The organism is Sphingobium sp. (assembly GCF_041987595.1).
Classification (GTDB): Bacteria; Pseudomonadota; Alphaproteobacteria; order Sphingomonadales; family Sphingomonadaceae; genus Sphingobium.
Window position 1 is genome coordinate 23,406 of the sequence record NZ_JBHIWJ010000022.1, and the last position, 22,352, is coordinate 45,757.

The 22,352-nt window shown below is 64.4% G+C and carries 25 protein-coding genes and 1 pseudogene; 14 read left to right on the top strand and 12 right to left on the bottom strand.

Annotated elements, in window-relative coordinates; all coding sequences use genetic code 11:
• Positions 1-4: 4 nt before the first annotated feature.
• Genes ACFC3J_RS08150 through ACFC3J_RS08165 form a run of 4 tightly spaced genes read left to right on the top strand, consistent with a single transcriptional unit; the run spans position 5 to position 4,718 of the window.
• Positions 5-1,213: an acyl-CoA dehydrogenase family protein gene (locus ACFC3J_RS08150; RefSeq protein ID WP_375195687.1), complete on the top strand. Its 1,209-nt coding sequence runs from the start codon at positions 5-7 to the stop codon at positions 1,211-1,213.
• 32 nt (positions 1,214-1,245) lie between these two features.
• On the top strand, positions 1,246-2,208 hold the full coding sequence (locus tag ACFC3J_RS08155) for a thiamine pyrophosphate-dependent dehydrogenase E1 component subunit alpha (protein WP_375195688.1): 963 nt from the start codon (positions 1,246-1,248) through the stop codon (positions 2,206-2,208).
• A 20-nt stretch (positions 2,209-2,228) separates the two neighbouring features.
• The gene (locus ACFC3J_RS08160; RefSeq protein ID WP_375195689.1) at positions 2,229-3,245 is read left to right on the top strand and encodes an alpha-ketoacid dehydrogenase subunit beta; all 1,017 of its coding nucleotides are present in this window, start codon (positions 2,229-2,231) and stop codon (positions 3,243-3,245) included.
• 6 nt (positions 3,246-3,251) lie between these two features.
• Entirely contained in the window at positions 3,252-4,718 is a 1,467-nt protein-coding gene (locus tag ACFC3J_RS08165) for a dihydrolipoamide acetyltransferase family protein (protein WP_375195690.1), read from the top strand.
• A gap of 256 nt (positions 4,719-4,974) precedes the next feature.
• Here the strand turns inward: ACFC3J_RS08165 and ACFC3J_RS08170 are convergent.
• Positions 4,975-5,391 (bottom strand): annotated as a pseudogene (locus ACFC3J_RS08170) (SDR family NAD(P)-dependent oxidoreductase); the annotation flags it as partial.
• A 72-nt stretch (positions 5,392-5,463) separates the two neighbouring features.
• On the opposite strand from ACFC3J_RS08170, the gene ACFC3J_RS08175 reads away from it, so the two are divergent.
• Positions 5,464-6,003 carry a hemerythrin domain-containing protein gene (locus ACFC3J_RS08175; RefSeq protein WP_375195691.1) on the top strand — a complete coding sequence of 180 codons (540 nt, stop codon included), beginning with the start codon at positions 5,464-5,466 and terminating at the stop codon, positions 6,001-6,003.
• A 399-nt stretch (positions 6,004-6,402) separates the two neighbouring features.
• Here ACFC3J_RS08175 and ACFC3J_RS08180 read toward each other — a convergent pair whose 3' ends face one another.
• The 10 genes from ACFC3J_RS08180 to ACFC3J_RS08225 all read right to left on the bottom strand — a co-directional run bounded on the left by ACFC3J_RS08180 (position 6,403) and on the right by ACFC3J_RS08225 (position 13,615).
• Positions 6,403-6,861: a pyridoxamine 5'-phosphate oxidase family protein gene (locus ACFC3J_RS08180; protein ID WP_375195692.1), complete on the bottom strand. Its 459-nt coding sequence runs from the start codon at positions 6,859-6,861 to the stop codon at positions 6,403-6,405.
• Positions 6,862-7,024: 163 nt separating this feature from the next.
• Positions 7,025-7,204: a hypothetical protein gene (locus tag ACFC3J_RS08185; protein WP_375195693.1), complete on the bottom strand. Its 180-nt coding sequence runs from the start codon at positions 7,202-7,204 to the stop codon at positions 7,025-7,027.
• A 30-nt stretch (positions 7,205-7,234) separates the two neighbouring features.
• Complete coding sequence (locus ACFC3J_RS08190) at positions 7,235-7,384, bottom strand: lmo0937 family membrane protein (RefSeq protein ID WP_375195694.1); 150 nt, start codon at positions 7,382-7,384, stop codon at positions 7,235-7,237.
• Positions 7,385-7,740: 356 nt separating this feature from the next.
• Positions 7,741-8,592 carry an SDR family oxidoreductase gene (locus ACFC3J_RS08195; protein WP_375195695.1) on the bottom strand — a complete coding sequence of 284 codons (852 nt, stop codon included), beginning with the start codon at positions 8,590-8,592 and terminating at the stop codon, positions 7,741-7,743.
• Positions 8,593-8,876: 284 nt separating this feature from the next.
• Positions 8,877-9,821, bottom strand: a complete 945-nt coding sequence (locus ACFC3J_RS08200) for a cation transporter (RefSeq protein WP_375195696.1) — start codon at positions 9,819-9,821, stop codon at positions 8,877-8,879.
• On the bottom strand, positions 9,821-10,264 hold the full coding sequence (locus ACFC3J_RS08205) for a hypothetical protein (RefSeq protein WP_375195697.1): 444 nt from the start codon (positions 10,262-10,264) through the stop codon (positions 9,821-9,823). The genes ACFC3J_RS08200 and ACFC3J_RS08205 overlap by 1 nt, the downstream gene beginning before the upstream one ends.
• 40 nt (positions 10,265-10,304) lie before the next feature.
• A complete protein-coding gene (locus ACFC3J_RS08210) occupies positions 10,305-11,540 on the bottom strand; it encodes an NAD(P)/FAD-dependent oxidoreductase (RefSeq protein ID WP_375195698.1) in 1,236 nt (411 codons plus the stop codon).
• The gene (locus tag ACFC3J_RS08215; protein ID WP_375195699.1) at positions 11,537-12,436 is read right to left on the bottom strand and encodes an NAD(P)H-hydrate dehydratase; all 900 of its coding nucleotides are present in this window, start codon (positions 12,434-12,436) and stop codon (positions 11,537-11,539) included. The genes ACFC3J_RS08210 and ACFC3J_RS08215 overlap by 4 nt, the downstream gene beginning before the upstream one ends.
• 8 nt (positions 12,437-12,444) lie before the next feature.
• Positions 12,445-13,212 carry a histidine phosphatase family protein gene (locus ACFC3J_RS08220; protein WP_375195700.1) on the bottom strand — a complete coding sequence of 256 codons (768 nt, stop codon included), beginning with the start codon at positions 13,210-13,212 and terminating at the stop codon, positions 12,445-12,447.
• Between the two features lie 145 nt (positions 13,213-13,357).
• Positions 13,358-13,615, bottom strand: a complete 258-nt coding sequence (locus ACFC3J_RS08225; protein WP_375195701.1) for a hypothetical protein — start codon at positions 13,613-13,615, stop codon at positions 13,358-13,360.
• A 153-nt stretch (positions 13,616-13,768) separates the two neighbouring features.
• On the opposite strand from ACFC3J_RS08225, the gene ACFC3J_RS08230 reads away from it, so the two are divergent.
• Entirely contained in the window at positions 13,769-14,278 is a 510-nt protein-coding gene (locus tag ACFC3J_RS08230) for a hemerythrin domain-containing protein (RefSeq protein ID WP_375195716.1), read from the top strand.
• Positions 14,279-14,311: 33 nt separating this feature from the next.
• On the opposite strand, the gene ACFC3J_RS08235 is transcribed toward ACFC3J_RS08230, so the two are convergent.
• Positions 14,312-16,069 carry a sulfotransferase gene (locus ACFC3J_RS08235; protein ID WP_375195717.1) on the bottom strand — a complete coding sequence of 586 codons (1,758 nt, stop codon included), beginning with the start codon at positions 16,067-16,069 and terminating at the stop codon, positions 14,312-14,314.
• Positions 16,070-16,176: 107 nt separating this feature from the next.
• Here ACFC3J_RS08235 and ACFC3J_RS08240 point away from each other — a divergent pair, with 107 nt between their 5' ends.
• The 8 genes from ACFC3J_RS08240 to ACFC3J_RS08275 all read left to right on the top strand — a co-directional run bounded on the left by ACFC3J_RS08240 (position 16,177) and on the right by ACFC3J_RS08275 (position 22,351).
• A complete protein-coding gene (locus ACFC3J_RS08240; RefSeq protein ID WP_375195702.1) occupies positions 16,177-16,401 on the top strand; it encodes a hypothetical protein in 225 nt (74 codons plus the stop codon).
• A gap of 31 nt (positions 16,402-16,432) precedes the next feature.
• A complete protein-coding gene (gene xth, locus ACFC3J_RS08245) occupies positions 16,433-17,209 on the top strand; it encodes an exodeoxyribonuclease III (protein ID WP_375195703.1) in 777 nt (258 codons plus the stop codon).
• Between the two features lie 85 nt (positions 17,210-17,294).
• On the top strand, positions 17,295-18,485 hold the full coding sequence (gene nhaA / locus ACFC3J_RS08250) for a Na+/H+ antiporter NhaA (RefSeq protein WP_375195704.1): 1,191 nt from the start codon (positions 17,295-17,297) through the stop codon (positions 18,483-18,485).
• Positions 18,486-18,625: 140 nt separating this feature from the next.
• Positions 18,626-19,636 (top strand): helix-turn-helix transcriptional regulator, encoded by a 1,011-nt coding sequence (locus ACFC3J_RS08255; RefSeq protein ID WP_375195705.1) that lies wholly within the window; start codon positions 18,626-18,628, stop codon positions 19,634-19,636.
• A gap of 208 nt (positions 19,637-19,844) precedes the next feature.
• Positions 19,845-20,513: a hypothetical protein gene (locus tag ACFC3J_RS08260; RefSeq protein ID WP_375195706.1), complete on the top strand. Its 669-nt coding sequence runs from the start codon at positions 19,845-19,847 to the stop codon at positions 20,511-20,513.
• Between the two features lie 74 nt (positions 20,514-20,587).
• On the top strand, positions 20,588-20,929 hold the full coding sequence (locus ACFC3J_RS08265) for a hypothetical protein (RefSeq protein ID WP_375195707.1): 342 nt from the start codon (positions 20,588-20,590) through the stop codon (positions 20,927-20,929).
• Entirely contained in the window at positions 20,910-21,677 is a 768-nt protein-coding gene (locus tag ACFC3J_RS08270; protein ID WP_375195708.1) for a C39 family peptidase, read from the top strand. The genes ACFC3J_RS08265 and ACFC3J_RS08270 overlap by 20 nt, the downstream gene beginning before the upstream one ends.
• A gap of 14 nt (positions 21,678-21,691) precedes the next feature.
• Positions 21,692-22,351: a hypothetical protein gene (locus tag ACFC3J_RS08275; protein WP_375195709.1), complete on the top strand. Its 660-nt coding sequence runs from the start codon at positions 21,692-21,694 to the stop codon at positions 22,349-22,351.
• The last annotated feature ends 1 nt before the right edge of the window (position 22,352 follow it).

Genomic DNA, 22,352 nt, shown 5'->3' on the forward strand with positions numbered 1-22,352 from the left:
AGAGATGGACCTGCATTTCACTCCAGAGGATGAAGCCTTCCGCCAGAGCGTCCGGGATTTTCTCGATACGCATCTGCCCCGGCACCTGCGCGAAGGCATGGCGGCGACGCCCGGCGTCTTCGTCGAACCCGATATCGGCCAGGAATGGCAGCGCATCCTGCATGAAAAGGGATGGCTCGCCTATAATTGGCCGGTGGACTGCGGCGGCACGGGATGGACCCCGGTGCAGCGCTATATTTTCGAGAAGGAATGCGCGCTGGCCGATGCGCCCAGCCTGCCGGTGCTGAGCCTCAAGCTGCTCGGCCCCGTCATCTGCCGCTTCGGCACGGCGGAGCAGAAAGCTCGCATATTGCCCCGGATTCTCGACGGCAGCGACTATTGGTGTCAGGGCTTTTCGGAACCCGGCTCCGGGTCCGACCTCGCCAGCCTGCGAACGCGGGCGGAGCGGCGCGGCGACCATTATGTCATCAACGGCCGCAAGCTGTGGACGACCCACGCCCATCATGCGAACAAGATCTTCTGTCTGGTGCGCACCGATCCGGCGGCCAAGGCCCAGCGCGGCATCAGCTTTCTGCTCGTGGACATGGACCAGCCCGGCGTCGAAGTGCGGCCGATCAGGGGGCTTGCCGGCGACCATGAGGTCAATGAAGTGTTTCTCGACGAGGTGATGACTCCCGTCGAAAATCTGGTGGGGGAGGAGGGCATGGGCTGGACCATCGCCAAATTCCTGCTCGAAAATGAGCGCGGCGGCGCCTGCCATGCGCCCAAGCTGCTGTCCGACATCCAGAAACTGCGCCGCAATGCCGCGCTGGAGCCGGATGGCGAAGGCGGCACCATGGCGGACGACGGCGCGTTCATGGCCGACCTCGCCCGGATCGAGCTGACCGCGCAGGCGCTGGAGATGACGGAGCTGCGCGTGCTGGCGGAAATCGCCAAGGGGCTGCCGCCCGGCCCGCAAACCTCGCTGTCGAAGATGATCGCCTCCACTCTGCGCCAGCAGGTCGACGGCATGGCGGTGCGGCTCTACGGCTATGCCGGACTGGAGCTGGAGCCACGACGACCGCTTTATGGCGAGGCCGCGCCCGCGCCGATCCACGGCAAGGCCGCGCAGCTGGCGGCGCCCCGTTATCTCAACAGTCTCGCCTGGACCATCTTCGGTGGTACGAACGAAGTCCAGCGCACCATCATCGCCAAGACGGTATTGGGTCTCTGACCCCCATAAAACAGGAAAGTACGGAGAGAGACATGCAACTCAGCCGCGAAGCGCTGATCCGGGCTTATCGCCAGATGAAGACCATCCGTATGTTCGAGGAACGCCTGCACGACGAGATCGCACTGGGCGAGATTGCGGGTTTCACTCACCTCTATGCCGGGCAGGAAGCCTGCGCCGTGGGCGTGTGCGAGCATCTGGGGCCGAAGGATTACATCATCTCCACCCATCGCGGTCATGGCCATTGCATCGCAAAGGGCTGCGATGTGATCGACATGATGAAGGAAATTTACGGGTCACGGGACGGGCTGTGCAAGGGCAAGGGCGGCTCCATGCACATTGCTGATATCGGCGTGGGCATGCTGGGCGCGAACGGCATCGTGGGCGCGGGCGCGCCGATCGCGGTCGGCGCAGGGATCACGGCCAGGAGCAACGGCACCGTCTCCATCGCCTTTTCGGGCGACGGCGCGTGCAATCAGGGTACGACCTTCGAGGCGATGAACATGGCGGTGGTGTTGAAGCTGCCCGTCATCTTCGTGTTCGAGAATAATCATTATTCCGAACATACCGGCGAGGCCTATGCCGTCGGCGCGGAAAGCATGACCGCCCGTTCCGCCGCCTTCGGCATGAAGGCGATCAAGGCGAACGGCATCGACTTCTTCTCGGTCTATGAGGCGATGCGCGAGCTGATCGATTATTGCAAGGCGGGCAACGGCCCGGCCTCCATCGAACTCGACTGCGAGCGTTTCTATGGCCATTTCGAGGGCGATCCGCAGCGCTATCGCGGCCCCGGCGAGCTGGACCGCATTCGCGAGGAACGCGACTGCCTCAAGACCTTCCGCGGCAAGGTGACCGAAGCGAAGCTGCTCGACGGCGCGGAACTGGACAAGGTGGATGCCGAGGTCGCCGACCTTATCGACCGCGCGGTGGCGGAGGCCAAGAGCGCGGCCCGGCCGACCGCCGCCGACGTCGTTGAAGACGTCTACATCAACTACTGACGCCTGGGGGATCGACTATCATGGCCATGAAAATGATCCGCGACGTCATTCGCGACACGATCGACGCGGAAATGGCGCGCGACGACAGCCTGATCATGCTGGGAGAGGATATTGTCGGCGGCAACGGGTCCGCCGGCGGTCCCGAAGCGATCGGCGGCATCTGGGGCACGTCCGGAGGCCTCTGGGCCAAATATGGCGGCGACCGCGTCATCGACACGCCGATCTCGGAAAGCGCCATCATCGGCGCGGCGGCGGGCGCGGCATTGACCGGCAAGCGCGCCATCGCCGAAATCATGTTCGCCGACTTCATCGGCGTCTGCATGGACCAGATCTGGAATCAGGTCGCCAAGTTCCGCTACATGTTCGGCGGCAAGTCGCGCTGTCCCATCACCATCCGCATGCCATACGGCGCGGGCTTCAACGCCGCGCCGCAGCATAGCCAGGCGATCCACCAGCTCGTCACCGCCATGCCGGGCCTGAAGGTCGTGATGCCGACCACGCCCGCCGATGCCAAGGGGCTGCTGACGCAGGCGATCCGCGACGATGATCCGGTGATCTTCCTTGAGCACAAGGCGCTTTACGGCGTGAAGGGCGAAGTGCCGGACGAGGATTATGTCATCCCCTTCGGCCATGCCCGGCAGGTGACACAGGGCGACGACCTCACCATCCTCGCCACCGGCATGATGGTGGGCTTTGCCGAAAAGGCGGCCGCCGATCTGGCGCAGGACGGCATCGGCTGCGATCTGCTCGACCTGCGCACCACCAGCCCGCTCGACGAGGAAGCGATCCTCGACAGCGTGGAGCGCACCGGGCGTCTGCTGATCGTCGACGAAGCGCCGCCGCGCTGCTCGCTCGCCACCGATCTGTCCGCGCTGGTCGCGCAAAAGGCCTTCGCCTCGCTCAGAAGCCCGATCGAGATGGTGACGGCGCCGCATAGTCCGGTGCCCTTCGCCCGCGAACTTGAAACCGCCTATCTGCCCTCGCCCGACAAGATCGTGGCGGCGGCGGTGAAGCTCATGTCCTACCGGCGGGGATAAGCAATCATGGCCAATCTGCGCGCATTCGCCATGCCCAAATGGGGCATAGAAATGACCGAGGGCGTGGTCGCCGAATGGATGGTCGCCGAAGGGGTGCCGTTCAGGAAGGGCGATCTGCTCGCGCTCATCGAAACCGACAAGATCACCAATGAGGTCGAAGCCGAGGCAGACGGCATGTTCCCGCGCCTGCTTGCGGAAAAGGGCGGCACCTATCAGGTTGGCGAGCTGATCGCCGTGCTGGCCGGGCCGGACGACAGCCCCAGCGCCGAGGACGTGGACGCCTTCGTCGCCGGGTTCAGGCCCGCCGAAACGAAGGTGGCGTCAAGGGCCGGGGCGGCCCCGCCTCCCCCGCCTGCGCCTGCTGCTGCACCCAGGGCGGAGACGGCGGCTCCGGCGAAGATTACCGCCATCGCCGCCGACGCGAACATCAGCCCCGCCGCCCGCGCCTTTGCCGAGGAACAGGGCGTCGACATTTCCGGGATCGCCGGGTCGGGACCTAATGGCCGCATCACCTTCCAGGACGTGCAGCAGGCCAGCCTGCCCCCGGTTAGCGTCGGCGGCGGCGCGCCGGTCGATCTGACGCCCATCGGCAACAGCCTGAACGGGGTCTTCGCCAGCCCGCTGGCGCGGCGGCTCGCCGTCCAGCATGGCGTGGATCTGGGCGGCATGACCGGCTCCGGTCCCAAGGGTCGCATCTGCAAGGCCGATGTGCTGGCTAAAGTGAAACCGGCGGAAGTCCCCGCCCCCTCCCCTGCCCCCACGCCGCCGCCCACCTTCGCCCGCCCGGCCGCCGGCGCGGCAGAGGTCGTCAAAATGTCCCCGATGCGCAAGGCCATCGCCAGGGCGCTGTCGCATAGCAAATCGACCATCCCGCATTTCTATCTGCGGTCGAAGGTGCGGATCGATGCGATCCTTGGCCTGCGCGCGCAGGCCAAGGCGGCGACGGGCGAAGCGCCCAGCATCAACGACTATATCGTGCGCGCCTGCGCGCTGGCGCTGGTGCGGCATCCCGACGTCAACGTGCAGGTCCATGGCGAGGAGATTCATCGCTTCGGCAGTGCCGACGTTGCCGTCGCGGTCGCCACCGACAAGGGACTGATCACCCCGATCGTGAAGGGCGCGGACCGGCTGTCGGTCGCCGCCATCTCCCGCGAGGTGAAGACGCTTGCGGAAAAGGCGCGCACCGGCAAGCTCCAGCCCGAGGAATTTCAGGGCGGCAGCTTTTCTGTCAGCAATCTCGGCATGTTCGGCATCGATCAGTTCGACGCGATCATCAACCCGCCCCAGGGCGCGATACTGGCGGTCGGCGCCGGCACCCGCCAGCCGGTGGAGATCGGCAATGCGCTGGCCTTCGCGACGATCGTGGAAATGTCGCTGTCCTGCGATCATCGCGCCATCGACGGCGCGGTCGGCGCCGACTTCATGCGGACGCTGAAGGCGCTGATCGAGGACCCGGCACTGCTGACAGGGTGATTGGCGTTCCGGCCCTCGGTTGGCCCCGGCTTTACCGGAAAGGCGCCCCGCGGACCCAGCTGCCGGAACGGGGGTGAGGAAAACCCATGGGAGCCGCTGCGGCCCGAACTGATAGCGGAGGTCGCCCACGATCAGGTGACGGGCGGGCGTTTCCTGCGCTGCCGATCCCACAAGGCGCCGGGCCAATGCGGATGCGACCAGCTTCATGGCGAATTGCGGCCGTCGGAGCTGGCGCAACTGATGCCGCGCGGAAAGTTCAGTCCCGGCGCGGGTCCGCGCTGCCCGGCTCGGCCATCCTGCGATGCTGTTCCGCCAGCACCGATGCCGGCGTGACGTTCGCGACGGCCTGCTGGATCTTGTTCTTCCATCCCGATACGATCGAAGCCTTGCCGCTCATCACCGCGGCATAGCCATCCTTCGCCACATCGGCCGGATCGCTCTTGTGAGGATCGGCCCCCACCTTCGTATCGCCCCTATGGGCGCGTTCGAAAAATTCCGTCTCGACGGGACCGGGCATCAGCGTCGTCAGCGTCACCCCTTTCGCCTCCTTGATCTCTTTGCGGAGCGCGTCGGTGAAATTGTCGACGAACGCCTCGGTCCCGTTATAGACCGCGTTGAACGTGCCCGGCATGAAACCGGCGATCGACCCCGTCACCAATATCCTGCCGCCGTCCCATGACGCGACGGCCTCCGGAACGCCTGCGCTCCTGCCTCGTTGACGAAGAAATTCATTGGAGAAAACACCATGGGACATTCACATATGCCCTCGTTGAGAGGCGCCGGGATCGGTGCCGGGATCGCCCTGCTGGGCATGGTCGGCCGCAAGCTGGCGGTGCAGGCACCCACTGCGCTGGCGGGCGATTGGGACAAGGCGCTGGCGGCGGAACATAAGGCCGCGTTGGCCCTGTTCGACCGGTTGCGGGACAGCGAAGCCAGCGGACGGCGCTCGCTCTTGCTGATCCAGCTCAAACATGCTCTGGGCAAACATGCGCTGGAGGAAGAAAATGCCATCTACCCCGCAATGCGCGAGGCAGGCATGAAAGCGGAAGCGGACGCGCTCAACAGCGATCATGGTTATGTAAAGCAATATCTCTACGAACTGACGGATCTGGTGAAGGATGCCGTCGCCTTCCGCGCAAAGCTCTCCGCTTTCCGCACCGACATAGAGCAGCACATGGCGCAGGAGGAGAATGAGCTTTTCCCGAAGCTCAAGGCGGCGCTTAACCCCCACGCCACTGCCCGGCTTACGCGCCGGATGAATCAGGAAGGGCTGAAGCTCGCCTGACGGCAGCGAGGAGGAAACATGATGCAGGATCGGGGCCGGAGCATATGGGGAGTGCCGACGCTCCGGACGCAAGCCCCCAATATCGTCAGAAAGCCAGCCCGAAGGCGCGGCCCGGCACCCAAGCAACGCGCCTGATCGGGCTTCGACCCTGCCCCGCTGAGCAGCGGCGCCATCGCCTCTAATTCCAATCCGCGCACGATGACGTGCCGTGCCGAGGAGGAGGACAGTGGCGTCTGGCCGGAAGGCGCGGATGAAAAGGAACGCAAAAGAAAGGAACGGCCACGGACACTGCTCCCGTCGGGAACAGAATCCGCGCCGCTATAGGGTGTGGATGCACGCCGCTCGTCGCGAGCCTCCGCGCCGTTCCTTTAGCGGGGACGGCTTCTCAATGGCCCGGCGTTACCTCGCTACCGCGCCTGCAGGCGAAAGCGTCAATTCGCCTTCTTCCTCGCCGTTCCAATAATGCACGCGCTCGCCGCTGACCTTTATCAGAACCAGCCCCGGCGTGTCGATGCCGTCCGGCCACCAGCGTTCCAGACCCTTGGTCCAATGATCGGCGAAGCTGGTCCTGTCCCGGATGATGACGGCTCGCCCTTCGACCGCGAGAAAGAAGGGTCGCATCCCGAGCAGACCGGACTTGCCCTGATAGCTCAGATTGACGCGGGCATCGGCCTCGATATCCTCCACCATCAGCGTCGTGTCGTCGGCAAAGAACCATGCGTCACCGTCATAGTCTACTTCGCGATTATTGCTCATGGGACGCGCGCCGATCGCGCCGCCCTTCGTATGCGTAGCGAGCATCGCGAAATCAATATCCCTCATCATCTCCGAAATATCTGAGATCGTCATCGTCATCATTCAGCTCCTTCTCGACTGTTTTCTTCAAACGCCTGAAGGCGGCAATCGATCACGGATGATCGCTCTTCTGAAAATAATTCATAATATATGGATTTAGAGAGTCTCGTTAATTCGAGACGCGGTTTCTGCATCCGACATCATCAGTAAGATATTTGTACGACTCCTAGGAAGGAAGCCCCATTCTGGCGCGACGTCTGTCCACCATTTCGGCGAGTTCCGCTTCACGCGTCCACGCCTGCGCGGCTGCATATTCGATCACGCGCACATTGGGCAGCGACGTCGCATCGGCCCGCGACTGGTGAAACGCGGCCTGAGCCCGGCAAAATTTCGGTGAATGATCCATGATATTTCCTGTGTTTAGGGCTTTGCCGGGCTAGGGGACGCGCCGTCCGCTGACCAACTGAAAGACGATCACGATCACGGCCAGCACCAGCAGCAGGTGAATGAGGCTGCCACCTACGGGCACGATGAACGCCCCTAGCGCCCATAGCACCAGAATGATGAGAAGGATGGTCCACAACATATTTCGGCCTCCTGTGATCCCGAACGATTGAGCCGCCCTGCTTTGCCTTGCCGCCGCGTAATCGGATCAGCCATGAAGAAAGAAAGCCGGCCCGCTCGAAATAATGGCGCGAACCGCGCCAAGTCCTTCCAGTAAATGATCGAACGTTCCTATAGTTCCGCTTCTTCAACAAAATGCGCGTAGCAGGTTTTCGCGCAGGATATGACGTTGATCAATGAGGCGCGATCAACGAAAGAAGAAAAGCCAGATCAGCAAAACCCGCGGCAGGGGTACACCAAGAAGCCAGAGCAGACAGCTTCGTCCCATGGAAACATCCTTTTTCCTCGGACGTAATTGCGGACAGCCGGAACCGGCGATCAACCGTTGACGACCGTTCCGCCATTGGGATGCAGCACCTGACCGGACATGTAGCTGGAATCCTCGCAAGCGAGGAACAGGAAGGATGGCGCGACCTCATTGGGCTGTCCTGGCCGTCCCATGGGGGTATTTTCCCCGAAATGCTCCAGCTTTTCGGGGGTGGCGCCCCCGCTCGGATTGAGTGGGGTCCAGATCGGTCCCGGCGCCACCGCGTTCACCCTGATCCCTTCACTGACGAGATTTTCGGACAGCGACCGTGTGAAGGCGGTAATCGCGCCCTTGGTGCTGGAATAATCCAGCAGTTCCTTCGAACCCTGATACATGGTGACCGATGTGCAGTTGACGATCGCCGCGCCGCGCTTCAGGTGCGGCCGGACGGCCTGCGTCAAAAAGAACATGGCGAAGATGTTGGTCTGGAAGGTACGGCGCAGCTGCTCCTCGCTAATGTCGGCAATGTCCTTGTCGGGATGCTGCTCCCCGGCATTGTTGACCAGAATGTCGACGCCGCCCAACTGCTCGACAACCTGCGCGACAGCGCGTTCGCAAAAATCGCGCTCGCCCAGATCGCCCGCGATGGTCAGGGCGCGCTGCCCCTCCGCCCGGACGATCGCAGCCGTCTTTTCCGCATCATCATGCTCGCAGAGATAGAGGATCGCGACGTCCGCGCCCTCCCGCGCATAGAGAGCGGCTACCGCCCGACCGATGCCGCTGTCCGCGCCGGTGACGATGGCAACCTTCCCGGCCAGCCGGCCGGATCCAGGGTAGCGCGGTTCCCATTCGGGACTGGGATTCAGCCTGCTCTCATGACCGGGCAGCCCGTCCTCATTTATCATGCCCTGCGTTTGCGCCATGGCAAAATCTCCTCTCGCCGAACGACAACTCCTCTCCTGCTCAGGAGTTCTCTGGCAAAAGGAGATAAAAGATGGATTGCGTCGGGATTGCGACGACCATCGTGCGGGCACGGCGGGATTGCGCCATGTGACGGGGCGAAGTCGCGCGGCCCATCTGAAGGAAAATATCGTCCTCATGGCGTTCCCAACGCCCATCCAGGCCCAACGCCTATCCGCGAACGGCCGTCGCCAAGTTCATCGCTCGGCGCTGACCGGCTGCTCCTCCATGGACAGGGCACCCTGAATCAGCCGCGGCCATCCTGATCCCGCCCCTGTGCAGGCGGGATGAAACTGACCTGTGCCAGCCGCCATGCCCGCTCATCCTCGCCCGGCCAGTAATCGCGCGGGTGGCGACAGAGTTGCGGCGCATGGGTGTCGTGCACCTCGGCCCGGATCAGCCGCCCCGTCTCGCGCAGCCGCACCGTGGCGCCGGGAAAATTCTGAAGCAGTTTTTTCCCCACCTGCTGGGCGTCTTCGGACAGGTCGGCGCTGGACAGGGCGCGCGGGGCGCCATCGACCAGTTCCGCAGTGGAGGATCGCAACGCCTTGATCCCGTCGTTCAGCACGTCGATAGAGATAATCGCGGCAGCGACCGAGTCCGCCCACCACCAGCCAAGTCCAAGGCCGATGACGCCCGCCAGCCCCGCCGCGCCGGTCAGCCAGTTGGCCTTGTTCATCAGCGCGTCGGTATGCAGCAGCTTGTCGTTCAGCTTTTCCGCCAACGGCAACTCCCTGCGGCCGATGATCATGGGTGGAACCAGCGAGTAAAGCTGGGCGGCGAGCATCAGCCAGCCGAGCCAGATTTCCTGTCCGAACAACAGGACGGAACCCACCGTGGCATGTTCGGCCGCCCACAGGGCCGTCAGCGCATTGCAGAGCAGCAGAGCCCCCACAGCCGTCAGCGCCACCGCCGCGACGAAGAAACCAAGGCCATTGACGCGCTCAAAGCCGAAGGGAAACCGCTCCGACCGGCTGAGCCTGCGCTCCATATGCGCAGCGATCAGGAACATGATCGGGGGCACCAGCCCCAGACTGTCCTCGATCCAGGCGGTCTTCATCGTCTCGCTCCGGCCCAGAACAAGACCCATCGCGCCGATGACGGTGATCGTCCAGAAGATATTCCAATATTCCAGCCGGATGGCCTGGCGCATGGGGCGCTCAAGCTCGCGCGGCAGGCTGTCTTCGCTCATTACTTGCCCGCCCCCCGCGCGATGGCGCGGCTGGCGCTCTCGACCGTCATGATCCAGCGGTTTTCGCCATTGCGCATCGCGGCCTTCAACTCGATGGGGTCGTCGCCCGCTCCGGCCGGGCGCAGGGGCGGCCCGAATGCAACCTCCGTCTTCCAGGGACTATTCTTGCGGAAACGGCCAAGCGCAAGGTCGAGGCGGCCGTCATCCAGTTGCTGGAGCAGGGCCTCGCCTGACCCCTGCTGCCAGCTGGCGCGGGCGCCCGTTCGCCGTTGCAGGAGCGCGATCAGGGCCTTTACCTCCCTGTCCTGCGCCAGACCGGCTTCGAACAGTCCGACCGTAAAGACCTTCCGTTCAGCGATGCGCGCTGATGTGTCCGCCGGATCGCGGGGCAGGGCATCGCAGGCCGACAGCAGGCAAAGCGCAAGAATGGCCGGATATTTCATTGCGAACCTTCAACATTCCGAATCTGCCGGAAGTTCCCGGTCAGCCGAACCGATAGGGATCAAAGCAGATCGCATCCGGATCGGACGAGCCGAACAACTCCCCTTCCAGCAACTCCGCAGCGAGCGCCGCGAAGGCGATGCCATTGCCGCCATAGCCTGCCGCCAGCCAGACATGCGGCATGAGCGAAGACCGGCCAATGGCGGGCAGCCCGTCCGGCGAAGTGCCGAAGGTGGCGGCCCATTGGCGGTCGATGACGATCGGGCCTTGGCCCAGCAGACGCTCCAGCTTGGCAGCGATGGTTCCGGCTCTGGCCTCGATCATCGCGTCGCGGGCTTTTTCGTCGGACTGGCCGACATCTTCCCCACCCGCGATGATCCGCCCCTCGCGATTGGTCCGCACATAGAGATAGGGATCGGAAGCCTCCCAGATCATCGCATTTTCCCGCCAGAGCGGCGCCGTTACAGGCGGCGTTGCGATGACGAAGGTCGACATCAGGCCGAATGCAGGAGGAAGGAACAGGCGCGGCCGTTCATAGCCGGTCGCCAGAATGACATTTCGCGCATGGACCGTCCGGCCGTCGGCCGTTGCCAGCAGAACGCCCTCGCCATCGGGTTCAAGCGCCGCGATATCGACCGGATAGCTGATCGTCGCGCCCCGGCTGGCTGCGCGATCAAGCAATGCATGCGTCAGGCGCACCGGATCGACTTCGAAGCCGCCTTCGGAAAGGATGGCGGCCCTTGCACTGATGCCAAACCGCTCGGCTACGGCCGCGCCGTCATGGAACCGCGACGGCAGGCCATGCCGCCGATGCATGACCGCCTCTTCGGACAGAGCCCGCTCGTCCAGCAGACTGCCCGCCAGATACAGGGTCGGCCGGTCCGCCCTGTCGCCCTCGATCCCCTGCCCGTCCAGACGATCGGCCAGTCCGCGCACGGCGGCAAAGACGCGTTTCCAGCGTCGCGCCGCTTCCGCTTCGCCATGGGTCCGGGCGAGATGGATCATCGGCACATCCATCGCCCACATGATTTCGGCGGTGGAGGCCGCCGTGCTGCCGCAACCCGGCGGCCTGCGATCGAACAGCGCGACCTGAGCTGTCCGGGCGCTCAGACGCTCGGCAAGGATCGCGCCCATGATTCCGGCCCCCAAAATGGCGACGTCCACCCTGCGGCGGGGCAACGGATCGGCGGGGCGCTGGCGCCAGTCCTCTGCGCGCCACGGCACCGTTCCGGCGCGCAGGTCGCGCGCTTCGCTGAGGCCAGGATGCGATTCCTTCATTCCTGCGCCGCCCCGGCCGGATCGTTCAGTATCTGCGGAATGAGCGGCAGAAGCTCGCGGGCCAGAAAGCCGACGCCACCGGCGCGCCTTTCCAGCCTGCGCCCCGCCTGACCATGAACCCATGCCGCCCAGGCCGCCGCATCGCGGGGCGAAGCGCCTCGAGCAGCCAGTCCGCCGACTATGCCCGCCAGCACGTCGCCCGAGCCGCCCGTCGCAAGGCCGACGCATCCGCCCTCATGGCGCAGCAGGCCCTTCGCCGGATCGGCAATCACGCTCGCGTTGCCCTTCAACAGCACGATCGCCTGAAAACGCGATGCGATATCCTGCGCGACCGCCGCAGGATCGGCAGCCACGGCTTCCTGCGTCATGCCCGCCAGTATCGCCATTTCGCCATGATGGGGGGTCAGGATGACCCGCCGCTGGTGGCGGGCAATGACAGCCTGCAAATCGGCGGCGGCGGTCAGGGCGGCGGCATCGAGGATGATGGCTACCGGCGCCTTCACGCCGGACAGAACCGCCGCGACCAGCTCGTCGGTTTGCGAACTCACGCTCATTCCCGGTCCCAATATCAGCGCGTCGCAACGCGGCGCGCCGTCTATCAGGAGTCCGGCGGCTCCGGCTGCTATCTCTCCATCCTCCTGCGCAGGGAGCGCGATCATCGCGGCTTCAGGAACCAGAACGCCCAGCGGCAGGGCAGCGGAGCGCACCGTCGCCATCTGCAGCTTCCCCGCGCCCGCCCGAAGCGTAGCCTCCCCGGTCAGCCGCAGGGCGCCGGGCACGAACTCCGCGCCGCCGGCTACCAACACCCGGCCCCGCCCATTTTTGTCCGACGCCTCGTCCATGGGCGGCAAAGGATGCCGCGCAAGCCATGCCGCATCGAGTATCCTGCCGCTCATGCCTCCGTTCATCCCCTGGCTCCCGCAATCGCGTCGGGCGCTCTGGTAACAGGCGTAGCCCCCTCTTCCATCGGCGCGGTGACATTGTAACGCGTCAGGACCAGCCCGCCATCACGCCCGGCGCCGGGGTCGAAACGATAATCGGTGATCGCACAATTGGCGACGTCGCCGGCGCGATCGATCGCCAGAATATCGGCCTCTGTCATGCCCTCGATAATGTAGCGCAGGCATAGCACCACCACCTGATGGGTGAAGATCATCACCCGGCGGCCCGCATAGTGCAGCGCTATGGTATCCATCACCGACCGCAGCCGCAGAATGACGTCGCACCAGCTCTCGCCGCCCGGTGCGCGATGGTAGAATTTGCCCAGAACACGGCGGAACTCTGCCTGTTGCGGTTCCAGCCTATGGATGCCGGTGACGGTCAGGCCATCCAATATGCCAAATTCCTTTTCCCGCAGGCGCTCATCGAAGCAGATCGGCTCGTCCGGCCGGCCCCCCCCCGAAGCCCGGAACAGCTCCGCCGTCTGACAGGCGCGCCTGTAGGGAGAGGACAGCAATATTTCCGGGCGGCTCCCCTCTTTCTCGCTGGCGAACCAGTGGCCCAGAGCCGTGGCCTGCCTGCGGCCAAGATCGCTGAGCGGAACGTCGGCGTCCCGTTCGTCGAGGGGAATCCGGTCGATCGCCGCCTGGTCGGCGGCATCGCGCGCGACATTTCCCGCGCTCTGCCCATGTCTGACAATGATAAGCTGCCGGGGCCAGTGTATCGACGGCATAGCGTCCCTTTCCATCCTGTCTTCACAACAGCCGGCAAAGATGATCGATCCATCGGGATGCGGTTTCACCGCTTCGAAAGCTGATCTCCATCAATATGATTTTTACGGAACGGCCGACCCGTCAGACTGTTGAACCGATGCACTCCTATGGTGCATTTCGAGAGGATCTCAGAACATGACGGATCAAAATCAGGGCAACCCTCAGGGTGGCCAACAGCAGGGCGACTATGACGGCCAGCGCGGCGGTCAGCAGAACCAACAGGATGCAGGGCGCGCCCAGCAGGGCGGACAGCCGAACCAGCAGCCGGGTCAGCAGAATCAGGAAGATCAACAGCGCCGGCAGCAGGGCGGCGGCCAGCAGGAACGGCGCGACGACGATCAGGGCCAGCAGCGCTGACCTCATTCAATGTGGATAGCCGTCCTGGAGCGATTTCCAGTCAGATGACATCATCTGACAATTAGGAAATCGCGGTAAGGCGCAAGATGCAGCGACCGATCTGATCCTGTCAGATCGGTCGCTAGCGCGGCTTTTATCAATTCACGCCGGGAGATAATGATGGCTAATCAGTTCACCGATGCAATCGCCCTGTTGAAAGCGGATCATCGGAAGGTCGAAGACCTTTTCGAAAAATTTGAAAAGACGGGTGCAACGGCCCGGAAACAGGCGATCGCGCACGAAATATGTGTCGAACTGAAGATTCACACCATGATCGAGGAAGAGATTTTCTATCCCGCCTTCCGCGGAAAAATCGAAGAAGACGTACTCGACGAAGCCTATGTCGAGCATGACGGCGCGAAGGTGCTGATCAACGACATTGAGGCCGGGTCGCCTGAAGATGCCTTTTACGACGCGAAGGTGAAGGTGCTTTCGGAAGAGATCAAGCACCATGTCCATGAAGAGGAAATGCCCTCTGAAGGCATGTTCGCGCAGTGCCGGAGAGCGGACGTGGATTTGGTCATGCTGCGCGACCAGATGCTGGCGCGCAAGGAGGAGCTGATCGCTCGCGCCAAATCGGACGGTTTGCCCCCTGCCAAACCCGCTGCGGTCAATCTGGCAGCGGCCTGACCGGGGCCGATTGGCCCTGCTTGCCGGAGGCGCTCACGGCGCGTCAGGGTAGCGCTCCAGCACCGGGCCAAGGGCCGCGATCAGGGGCTGGAGCTGCGCCTCGACCGCGCGCCATTGCCCTTGACCGTCGCGATTGATCGGGCGGCGAACCTGTTCGCTGCTCGCGGTGCGCACGGCGCGGCGGCTTTCATGGAAGTTCAGGCACGCATCCTCGAACGGGAGTTCCAGGGCAGCGAGCAACGCCCGGACCTCGCGTTCCGGATCGTCCAGCAATCGCTCATGAATGACGCGATGGATGCGGCCGGGCGACACCGCATCGAAATGCGCCATCAGCCTGACATAATCGCGATAATAGCGGCCAATGTCGGCCAGATCATAGCTGAACGCCTGCCCCCGCGCAAAATGCTGACGGAAATTGGAATAGCCGCAATCAAGCGGATGGCGCCGCGCATCAATGATCCGCGCCTGGGGCAGGATCAGCTGGATCAATCCGACATGGAGCCAGTTGTTGGGCAGCTTGTCGATGAAATAGGGCCGTCCTTCGCGCCGGTACATTCGCGTGCGCTCGACATAGGCTTCGCCCAGTGCGCGCAACCGGGCGGCACCGGCATCGTGGAGCAGATCGGGCCAGCGCCCCTCCTGCCGCAATTGCGAAACCAGCGCAGGCAGGTCGGGCAGTTCCATCGTTCCTTCCACCTGGCTGTGGCAGGCGAGAATCTGTTCGATGAGCGTAGACCCGGCACGCGGCAGGCCGACGATGAAGATCGGGTCAGGGGCCGGGCAGCCGCTTTTCCCATGCGCGGATAAAAAATCGGCGGTGAACAGCCGGATCGCGGCATCGACTTGCCGGCCGGTGCGGTCGGCCTCATAGGGTAGCACGATGCGGCGCAGGCGGTTGCCCTCCGCATAATGGCCGAACGCGGCATGCGGATCATCCTGATCGCCCAGCGCCTTGCCCAGCGCGAAATGCAGATGAAAACGGTCCTCGGCGCTCGCCTGACGGTCGGAAAGGGCGCCTTCCATCGCCGCGATATCGGCAGCATCAAATTCAGCCGTCTTCAGATTGGCGATGCTCCACCAGGCTTCACCGAAGGCAGGCCGGAGCGCCGTCGCGCGACGATAGGCAGTCACGCTGTCGGCCATGCGGCCCACGGTTTTGAGCGCATGGCCATAGCTCATCCAGATTTTCGGCTGGCCCGCCGCCTGCTTCAGAATTTTTTCGTAAAGGAGGATGGCTTCGTCAAAATCGCCCAGCCGCCCCAGCACCGCCGCGCGCAGATTGGCGTGAGCGGGATTGGCCTGATCCTGAAGCTGGTCAAGCTGCGCCAGCGCCTCCGCCGTCTTGTTCTGGCGATGAAGGGCCGTGGCCAGATTGGCGCGGGCGGCGGTAAAGGCCGGGGCGAGCTCCAGAGCGCGGCGAAGCAGACTTTCCGCATCGGCATTGCGTCCCAGCCGACCGGCCAGTTCGGCCAGCATGCGGATCGCCGCGACATCGAACGGATTGTCCCTGAGGCGGCCGCGCAGGATCGGCTCGGCCAGATCCAGCCGGTTTTCGAGCAGCGCGACGGCAGCCTCCTGCAACGCCGCATCCTTCGCCGATACGTCGATGGCCGCGATTTCGTGGCGTTCAGCCTCCATATCCCGCTTCAGGACGCGCAGGGCACGCGCCGCCAGGCGATGCGCTTCCGCGTCAAGGGGGTCATCGCGCAGCAGATCCGAACAGCGTTCCAGCGCCAGCGCGGCATGCTGCGACAGTTGTTGCCGGATGGAATGATGGATTTCGCCCCGCATGACGCCCTTGATGTCAAGCCCCACATGCCTTGGCAAGCGTCAGTCACGGCGCCCCGATCCGGAACCGGCCGCCGCCATGCATGTTGTCCTTCCGAAAGGAGATGCTGATGCACAAGGAAGAGGAGGACGGCAAGGTCGTCACCCACATGTCCCGGGAAGAGGTTCGCAGTGGCGCATCGCCCCACATCGTCCGCTATGTGCTGGCGATCAGCCTCATTCTGGTTGTCATTGCCTTTGCGGCGGTGCTGGCGACCGGCTTCTTCGACACCAGCAGAACCGGCGCGGACGAATCGCATATGGCGAATGCGGCGGAGGCCAATGGCAGCCAATGAGGGAATCGGCACCGGCCCATGGCGCCATTCCATGAAAATCGCGACCTATAATGTGAATGGGGTCAATGGCCGCCTGCCGGTGCTGCTTCGCTGGCTGGAAATGGCGGAACCCGATATCGTCTGTCTTCAGGAGCTGAAGGTACCGCAGGATCGCTTTCCTCAGGCAGCCATCCGCGACGCCGGCTATGACGCCATCTGGCATGGCCAGAGCCGATGGAACGGCGTGGCCATCCTGAGCCGCATCGGGCATATTCATGAAACCCGCCGCGGGTTGCCGGGCGAACCGGACGACCAGCAAAGCCGCTATATCGAAGCGGCCGTCGGCGGGGTCCTTGTCGCGTGTCTGTATCTGCCCAACGGCAACCCCCGACCGGGGCCGAAGTTCGATTTCAAGCTGCGGTGGCTGCACCGGCTATACGCGCATCTGGCGGGTCTGGTCGCGCTTGATGCGCCGGTCGTCATCGCCGGGGACTTCAACGTCATTCCCACCGATTTCGACGTCTATGCTCCGGAACGCTGGCGCGAAGACGCGCTGTTCGCGCCCGAAGCGCGGGCTGGCTGGCAGCATCTGCTCGATCAGGGCTGGAGCGACGCAATCCGCTGCCTTCATCCGCACGAGACGGTCTACAGCTTCTGGAAATATTGGCGTGGCGCTTTCGAACGCAACGCCGGTTTGCGAATCGACCATGTGCTGGTCAACCCGGCGGCCCTGTCCCGGCTGGTGGAAGCGGAAGTGGACACCGCGCCCCGCGCCTGGGAGAGGACCAGCGATCATGCTCCGCTCTGGGTGCGCCTGTCGCCCGCCTAGAGCGCGCATGGACCATGGCGCCGTCCCGACATTTCCGATAACCGTCTGGCTGGCCGGGAAAAAGGCTTTGCGCTATGCCCGGTCCATGGATGGTTCGAAACTTGTCACCCGCCCATTTTCCATGATGCGGGCCTTTCTCGGCACGGAAGCTGCTGGCGGCTTCGTGCTGATCGCAGCGGCCGTGACAGCCATGGCGGTGGCGAACTCTCCCCTTTCGAGCGCCTATTTCGGAACATTGCATGAGAAATGGGGCGGCCTCAGCCTGCTACACTGGGTCAATGACGGCCTGATGGCGCTGTTTTTCCTGATCGTCGGCCTCGAGATCAAGCGCGAAGCCATCGACGGGCAACTGGCGCGCTGGTCCGATCGTCTGTTGCCGGGCCTTGCCGCCGCCGCGGGGGTGGCCGTGCCCGCCCTGATCTACGCAGCGATCAATCGGCACGACCCCGCCAATCTTCGCGGCTGGGCCATACCGACCGCTACGGACATCGCCTTTGCGCTGGGGATATTGGCCCTGCTGGGGAAGCGGGTTCCGACCTCGCTGAAGATATTCCTGACCGCCGTTGCGATCATCGACGATCTGATCGCCGTCCTCATCATCGCACTTTTCTACACGGATGAGATCAATCTGCTGGCCCTTGGCGGCGCGGGTCTGGGGCTTGCGCTGCTGGTCATCGTCAACCGGCGCGGGGTCATGGCGCTCTGGCCCTACCTGCTGATCGGCGCCGGCGTGTGGCTTTGCGTCCTCCAGTCCGGCATTCACGCCACTCTGGCGGGGGTGGCCGTGGCGATGACCGTCCCGCTGACGCGCACGCCGGGCAGACCGGACGCTGCCACCTCTCCCCTCTACCGACTTGAACATGGCCTGCATCCCTGGGTCGCCTATGCGATCGTACCTGCTTTCGGCTTTGCGAATGCAGGCGTGCAGCTGGCGGGGTTTTCGCCCGGCGACCTTTTCCAGCCCGTGCCGCTCGGGGTCGTCCTCGGCCTGTTTCTGGGCAAGCAGCTGGGTATTTTTGCAGCCGTGCGCCTTCTGGTCGGTTGCGGGCTGGCGGAGCGGCCCCGCGATTCCAGTTGGTCGCAAATCTATGGCGTGGCGCTCTTGTGCGGCATCGGCTTTACTATGAGTCTTTTCATTGGCGGACTCGCCTTCGGTGACGGGACCCTGCAGAATGACGCAGCCAAGATCGGCATTCTGCTTGGCTCCACCATCGCTGCGCTGGCCGGATTTGCCGTGTTGCGCTTCGCGCGCAAGGGAAAGACGAGCGGGCACTGACCGACGGCCCCTCGTCCCTTCCGTCTCTAAGGCTACGCCGCAAAAGTCAGCCATTAGCCGAATGAACCCTGCATTTTGAGCGGCCCCGCGCATATTTTGCGCTGCTCCCGGCACCGGCTGGTCGATTGGAGGGGTGAATCGTGGATCAGATTGCGGCCACGCATCGCAATGGCGGGCAGATCGAGCCGCTGTTGAGGCTGGTCACCGATCGGCTGGACGCACCGATGGGGATGGTGACGCTGCATGGCGGGGAAAGCCGTCCGCCCCATATCCTCGCAGCCCTCAACATGCCCGACAGCCTGAGGGCGGCCATAACATCGTCGATCGATGACGATCTGGGCGCACAACGGAACGACAACGGAATCGAATGGCCCAGGGCAGCCTTGTGCGACGGCACCGGGCTGGCGCGCCTGTCCTTTTCCTGCCGCACAGCGCCGTCGCACGCTATCGTGCTGACGGCGTGCCGTGCCGGCCAAGACCCGAACGGCTGGGACGAAAACCTCCGCACGCAGCTCAGCGACTGGGTCGACCCGTTCCTCGCGCTGCTCTGCCAGGCCGAACGGGAGGCGGCGCAGCGCGAACTGCTGGCGCGAGCCATCGACCGCTGCGATTTCGGCCTTGTCCTGCTGGATTCGGACAGCGTGCCCTGGTTCACCAATGCGCGGGCGCAGCGCCTGCTGGATGCGGGGGACGGCATCCGACGCGCCGGTCATGCCATATCGGCCTCCGACTTCGACGATGCCGTGCGGCTACAAACCGCGATCCGGCACGATAACGGCTCCGGGGACAGGTTCCGTGTCCTGCTGCTGCATCGGGCACGCGCCCGCCCGCTGATCGCTGTCGTGACCTCTCTGGGCAGTCCGCCCGACCTGTTCAGCGAGCCGACGCTGGCGCTCTACATGATAGATCCCGACCGGGAATCGCGAGCCATGGTGGACGCGCTATGCCGGGCGCACGGCCTGACCGCGACGGAGGCGGCGCTGGCCGCGCATCTGGCCGAGGGCGCCACGGTGGAGGACGCCGCCAGCCGCATGCACATCCAGACGCAAACCGCCCGCGCCTATCTGAAGCAGGTCTTTGCCAAGACCGGCACGCATCGTCAGGCTGAACTGGTCCGCTCCATTCTGAGCGGCCTTGTCCATATCGGCTGATCCCTGATCGCGACATGAGCCGCCTCCCCATTTGAGGGTAGCGATTTTCCGCATTTGAGGAGAGCACAGGATCCCGTCTGGGGCTAAGCGCAGAGCCGCGACGGGGTTTATATAGCTTCCGTCACGATTTCGCCGCCCGGCCGAAAACTCCCGCTTCGGATCATCAGCGAAACTCCGTGGCCGCCCAAATTCGCATGGAGGAGATGTCATGAAGCGCTTCCTGTATATCGGCGTTGCGTTCGGCGCGCTGGCGCTGACAACGGCACCTGGTCTGGCCCAGACCGGCAATCAGTCGGACATCAGCGCCAATAACGGCGCGACGGTGACCTCGACGAATACGGCCAGCAACAGCACCACCGCGACCGACAGCTCCAGCTGGACGGACAGCTCGACCTGGACCGACAGTTCGAACAACAGCGATGCGAGCGGCGTGGGGTCCGCGAACAATGGCGGCACCGCCACCTACAGCTACACCAGCATGACCACGCCGACCAATCTGGCCGCGACGGTGTCAGGCGGCGAGGTCTATCTGACCAACTCGTCTTCGTCCGGTTCCGGCGGTTCGGGCGGGGGCGGCAGCTCCGGCGGTTCCGATTCCGGCGGTGACGGCGGCAATGGCGGCGCCACGAGCGGTGGCGCGGGCGGCGCGGGCGGTTCCAGCGGGACCGGCGGAGCAGGCGGAGCAGGCGGCGCGGGTGGCGCAGGCGGAGCCGGCGCCGGATCGCAACTGATGGGTTGGGATGCCACTTTCGACAATGGCGCCTTCTCGGGCTTCGCCGGCCTGAGCGCGATGAACGTCAATACCGGCTTCTACGCGTCGCAAAATGCCAGCGTGAATGTAAGCGCATCGATCGGCACGCTGACCCTGACGCCGTAAGGCGTACGCCGGCCGCCCTGTCCCCCTGGGGCGGCCGGCTTTGCTTCCGGCGCCGGAGTGAAGGGAGATCAGCCGTGAACCGCTTTACCGCGGCGACGCTTGGCGTCGCCTTCCTGCATATGGCCGTCCTGCCTGCGCATGCGCAAGCCGAACCAGCCGCCGCCCCCGTCCCTGACAGACTGTTGGCGCAGGCGCGCGGGATGGCCGACGTCCGGCTGGTCGAACAAAGCACCACCGTCTCGTCCACCAGCACGGTCGAGGGCAACAGCATCACCGGCGATTTCACCACGGGATTGGTCAACATCGGCACGGGCGCGCTCGACAATTTCAACGGGCTGGCGCTGTTCAACATCAACACCGGCAATAATGTCGCCATCAACAGCGCGATGACGGTCAATGTCGCGATTCAGCCCTGAAGCGATTTCAGGTCGGGCGACAGGTCCGACGACCCGGAAATCGCGGATAGTCAATGCTGCGGCGGCGACCGGCGCGGCGCTGGCGCTCGGCAGTTGCGGCCCTGCCGTCATCGACACCCCGGGACGCACCGTGCCGCTGGCGGCGGGCGATGTCGCCGTGCCCGTCCATAGCATGGCGGAGCGGCGCTTCCTGACCGTGGTGCACCAGCGCTATGACTTCAGCTGCGGTTCGGCCGCGCTCGCAACCCTGCTGCGCTTTCATTATGGCGAGGATGCCAGCGAACAGTCCGTGTTCATGGGCATGTGGCAGAATGGCGACCGCGCCCAGATCCGCAGGCTGGGCTTTTCGCTGCTCGATATGAAACGCTATCTGGGCGCGCGCGGCGTCCGGGCGGAAGGCTACGTCGTCACGCTGGAGGATGTCGCGCGCACCCGCGTTCCCGGCATCGCGCTGATCGACGTCCGGGGTTATCGCCACTTCGTCGTGGTCAAGGGCGTCGAGGACGGGCAGGTGCTGGTCGGCGACCCGTCGCTCGGCATCCGCCTGATCGACGTCAAAAGCTTCCGATCCATGTGGAACGGCATATTGTTCGCGCTGGTCGACGCGGTCGAGGACGGCAAGAAGAGCTTCGGTCGCGACTCCGAATGGGCGCTGGTGGCGCGCAGCCGCGCAACCCCGGCGATGGAGCCGGTCAGCATCCAGACGCTTGCGCTGGTCCGCGCGCCGCCCTTCCCGGTCGAAATGTAGCGAGGAGGGCGGCGATGCGTGCACTCACTCTTCTCCCCGGCATCATGGCGCTGCTTTCGCTTGCGCCGGCCCCGGCTCATGCCGAACCTTTCGCGCAGGCACCGATCGTGGCCGACACCCGGCTCGGCGATATCCGCGGCGGCTTCCTGCTGCCCAACGGGATGGACATCGGGCTGGGCGTCACGGTCGACACGCTGATCGACGGCCGCCTCGCGCTCAGCACCATGCTGAGCATTGACGATACATCGCATCTGACCGTTTATACCGGCGGCGACATGCGGCGGCAGGCAAGCGTGACCGGCATCCGGGTGTCGGGTCCGGACGGATCGTCCCTCGTCCGCATCACGCAGGGCGCCGGGCCGTCGCCGGTTAGCGGAGGGCAGCCCATCGCCCTCCTGCCCAATGGCGCGCCGGTCGCAACGCGGTGGGGCACGGTCCAGCTCAGCCAGTCTGACGCGCAATCGACCGTCCTCCTGACCGGCGACGGCATCGAATTGCGGCACATGATCGGGTCGGTCACCGGCGCGCTGGTCGCCAACACGGTCAGCGACCGGGTGATCGACACCATGGTTACGGTCGATCTGGACATCCGCCATTCGGCGATACCCACCAGCGCAATGATGCTCCGGCTCGACGCTTTACTGGCGGGCGCTGCGGCAAGAGGGGGATATTGAA